Source organism: Mesorhizobium sp. M1A.F.Ca.IN.022.07.1.1, from assembly GCF_003997575.1.
Taxonomy (GTDB): Bacteria; Pseudomonadota; Alphaproteobacteria; order Rhizobiales; family Rhizobiaceae; genus Mesorhizobium.
Genome location: NZ_RZST01000477.1, coordinates 1 through 3,538, shown reverse-complemented (window position 1 = coordinate 3,538; position 3,538 = coordinate 1). Strand labels below are relative to the sequence as shown.

At 66.4% G+C, this 3,538-nt stretch carries 5 protein-coding genes; 3 read left to right on the top strand and 2 right to left on the bottom strand.

Annotated features, from left to right (window positions below; translation table 11 throughout):
- Nucleotides 1–24: 24 nt before the first annotated feature.
- Together EOA75_RS30670 and EOA75_RS30665 are read right to left on the bottom strand one after the other, a co-directional pair.
- Nucleotides 25–849, bottom strand: a complete 825-nt coding sequence (locus EOA75_RS30670; RefSeq protein ID WP_206517073.1) for a YgcG family protein — start codon at nt 847–849, stop codon at nt 25–27.
- A gap of 204 nt (nt 850–1,053) precedes the next feature.
- Nucleotides 1,054–1,698 (bottom strand): LemA family protein, encoded by a 645-nt coding sequence (locus tag EOA75_RS30665; protein ID WP_067001437.1) that lies wholly within the window; start codon nt 1,696–1,698, stop codon nt 1,054–1,056.
- 155 nt (nt 1,699–1,853) lie between these two features.
- Here EOA75_RS30665 and EOA75_RS30660 point away from each other — a divergent pair, with 155 nt between their 5' ends.
- The 3 genes from EOA75_RS30660 to EOA75_RS30650 form a co-directional block, all read left to right on the top strand.
- Nucleotides 1,854–2,105 (top strand): hypothetical protein, encoded by a 252-nt coding sequence (locus tag EOA75_RS30660; RefSeq protein WP_095824172.1) that lies wholly within the window; start codon nt 1,854–1,856, stop codon nt 2,103–2,105.
- 12 nt (nt 2,106–2,117) lie between these two features.
- The gene (pdxY, locus tag EOA75_RS30655) at nt 2,118–3,002 is read left to right on the top strand and encodes a pyridoxal kinase PdxY (protein ID WP_095824173.1); all 885 of its coding nucleotides are present in this window, start codon (nt 2,118–2,120) and stop codon (nt 3,000–3,002) included.
- A partial coding sequence (locus EOA75_RS30650) for a DUF429 domain-containing protein (RefSeq protein WP_127325904.1) occupies nt 2,999–3,538 on the top strand: 540 nt, incomplete at its 3' end. The genes pdxY and EOA75_RS30650, both read left to right, overlap by 4 nt.

The following is a 3,538-nucleotide window of genomic DNA, read 5'->3' as shown; positions in this document are numbered from 1 at the left end:
GATCGGTCGCGTTGCCATGGTTTCTCACCAGCTTCCAGAGGAGCCGCCGCCGCCCGACGAACCGCCGCCGCCGGAAAACCCGCCACCGCCGCCACCGGAGGACCAACCTCCACCGCCCGACGACCAGCCTCCGCCACCGGACGACCATCCGCCGGAGGATCGCCGGCTGGGCTCGAAGGTCATGCCGAGCCAGCGGTAGCGGCCGGGCCCGATCTTCTGGCCGAAGATCGGCGGCAGCACCGTCAGGGCGATGCTGCCGAAGAAGATCAGCGCCCAGAGGGTGATGAAGATGGCGAAGAACAGGTCGTCGGAGTTGAACGGCGCCTGCTCGTTGCGCTTGCCGCGCGCCTCCAGCTCCTCCGGATTGCCCTCCAGCACCATGATCATGTCGTCGACGGCCTTGCTGATGCCGCCGGAGAAGTCTCCGGCGCGGAAGGCCGGCACCATGTCGTTTTCGATGATCAGCTTGGTGTGCAGGTCGGTCAGCGTGCCTTCCAGCCCATAGCCGACCTCGATGCGCATCTTGCGATCGTTCGGCGCAACCAGGAGAAGAACACCATTGTTCTCCTTGGCCTGGCCGAGCTTCCAGAAGCGGAACAGCCGGTTGGCGTAGGGCTCGATCTCCTCGCCGCCGAGGGTGGGGATGGTCGCGACGACGATCTGGTCGGAGCCTTTCTTCTCGAAATCGGCCAGTTTCTGGGTCAGCGCCGCGCGCGTGCCGGCGTCGATAATGCCGGCATTGTCGACGACACGGCCAGTGAGCGGGGGCAGGTCGGCGGCAAGGGCGGCAAAGGCGAGGAGGAGGCAGAAGATGCTCAGCAAAACGCCGATGAAGGCATTCCGTCCCACCCCCCTCTGGCCTGCCGGCCATCTCCCCCGCAGGGGGGGGAGATTGGATGTCACCGCCGCCTTCGCCAACCGCCTGCGTTGCAGGAGATGCACGGTCAGCGAAACTGCCGATCTCCCCCCAAGAGGGGGAGATGTCCGGCAGGACAGAGGGGGGCGCGAAGGAACGCAAGGCCTGCAAGCTCGAATAAATTTGAGTCGCGCCGCTCACCCGCCCTGCTTGGTGCTCGTGCCGAAATCCACCTTCGGCACCTGCATCTTGTCTTCCTCTACGGTGAAGTTCGCAAACGGCTCATTGCCGCGGAACCAGAATGTCGCCCACAGCACCGACGGGAAGGTCCTCAGTGTCAGATTGTACTCCCTGACCGCCTGGATGTAGTCGCGACGCGCCACCGCGATGCGGTTCTCGGTGCCTTCGAGCTGCGCCTGCAGCGCGAGGAAATTCTGGTTGGCCTTGAGGTCGGGATAGTTTTCCGAGACCGCGATCAACCGCGACAGCGCGCCCGTCAGCCCGGCCTGGGCATCCTGAAATTTTTTGAGGGCTTCCGGATCCTTCAGCGTCTCCGGCGTCACCGTGATCTGCGTCGCCTTGGCGCGCGCCTGGACCACCGCGTCGAGCGTGTCCTTCTCGTGCGAGGCGTAGCCCTTCACCGTCTCGACCAGGTTGGGGATCAGGTCGGCGCGACGCTGATACTGGTTGAGCACCTCGCTCCAGGCCGCCCTGGCATTCTCCTCCGCCGTCGGGATGGTGTTGTAGCCGCAGCCGGCAAGCAGCGGCAGCACGAAGGCCATCATCAGCAAGGCCGGCAAATTGCGGAAAGCGGAGGGTAGAAGAAGGCGCTCGGCGAACATGATTGGTCCCCTCGACAGAAGTTGTGATGCGAAGCATTACCACAATCCGTGCGCAAGAAAATGACCCGGTCGTGGCAGCGCTCTGATCTTGGCCGCTCGCCCCTGTGAATACGCGACCGAACAGGCTAAGCTCCGGGCCGGAAAGGACATTTGCCATGGCCGAGCGCCGGGACGACGAGAATGAATCGCGCCGCATCCTTGAGCGCGTGGCGCGCGAAACGACGCCGGGCGGCGCTTCCTTCGTCGCCCGCACCGCGAAGGACGCACGCGACCACGTGACCGCGGCGGATGCCGACCGCTCCGATCCGATCGAAGTTTGGGGCACCCGCATTGGCCGAACGCTCGGCCTCATCATCGCCATTGGGCTGTTGGTGTGGCTGGTGTATGCCGCCACGCAGAGTGGCTAGGAACCGAATTTCATGATTGCTGATAAAACCGACGCGCCGCGCGCGGTCATCGTCATCTCCAGTCATGTCGCCCGCGGCTCGGTCGGCAACCGCGCCGCGGTCTTCGCGCTGGAGACGCTGGGTTTCCCGGTTTGGGCGGTGCCGACCGTGATCCTGCCCTGGCACCCAGGCCACAGCCGCGCCACCCGCATCGTGCCGCCGCTCGATCAGTTCAAGGCGCTGATGGCCGACCTCGAGCGCGCGCCGTGGCTGGGCGAGGTGAGCGCGGTGCTCTCGGGCTATCTCGGTGAGGCCGGCCAGGCGGAGGCCGTCGCTTCGCTGGTTGCGGCCGTCAAGGCGAGGACGCCGGATGCCCTTTATGTCTGCGACCCGGTGATGGGCGATTCGGGCGGGCTCTATGTGCCGGAGCCGACGGCCGTCGCGCTGCGCGACAGGCTGATGCCGATCGCCGACATCGCCACGCCCAACCGCTACGAGCTCGAATGGATGGCCGGAGCGCCGCTGCCCGACATCAAATCGGTGACGGCGGCCGCCCTGCACGCCGGTCCCTCCACCATGCTGGTCACCTCGGCACCCTCGATGATGGCGGGCGGCACCGGTAACTTCCTCCTCGACGGCCGCCAGGCGCTGCTTGCCGAGCACCGCCTGATCGAGAAGCCGCCGAACGGGTTGGGCGACCTGACGGCCGCCGTCTATCTCGCCCGCATCCTTTCCGGCCAGCCGGCGGCGAAGGCGCTGCAGTCGACCACGGCCGCCGTCTACGAGATCCTGGCGCGCACGGCGAAACGCGGCGGCGACGAGCTGCAGCTCGAGACGGACGCGCAGAGCCTTTCGCATCCGATGGCGATGGTGCAGCTTCGCCATCTCCTTCATCCCGGGCGGGACAAGCGGGCGTGACGCCAGGCGGCGGCGTGCTGGCCGGCGTCGACGGCTGCAAGGCCGGCTGGATCGCCGTCCATCGCGAACCTGGCGCGCCGCCATCGGCATCGGTCTTCGCGACTTTCGAGGCTCTGCTACACGCCCTGCCCGACGCCACGATCGCCGTCGACATGCCGATCGGCCTGCCTGATTTTTCCAACCGCGGCGGTCGCGGGCCGGAGGCGCTGGTGCGGCCGCTGCTCGGAGCACGGCAGTCGAGCGTCTTTGCCATACCATCGCGCGCTGCGCTTTACGCCGATACCGGCAACTTCACCACGGAGGAAGCCTGGTATGCCGCGCACCGGCGGGCAAGCGAGGTGGCTATGACGACTTCCGATCCGCCGCGCGGCGTTTCCATCCAGGCCTTCGGTATTTTTTCGAAGATTCGCGAGATCGACCAGCTGTTGATCGCGCGACCGGATTTACGCGGCCGCATCTTCGAATCGCACCCGGAAGTCGCCTTCTGTCGGCTGAACGGCGGCACCGCGATGATCCTGCCCAAGAAGATCAAGGGC

What these genes read in the sequence shown, in the direction of transcription:
- EOA75_RS30665 (WP_067001437.1), bottom strand. Translation starts at nt 1,698, where the DNA reads ATGTTCGCCGAGCGCCTTCTTCTACCCTCCGCTTTCCGCAATTTGCCG.
- pdxY (WP_095824173.1), top strand. Translation starts at nt 2,118, where the DNA reads ATGATTGCTGATAAAACCGACGCGCCGCGCGCGGTCATCGTCATCTCC.
- EOA75_RS30660 (WP_095824172.1), top strand. Translation starts at nt 1,854, where the DNA reads ATGGCCGAGCGCCGGGACGACGAGAATGAATCGCGCCGCATCCTTGAG.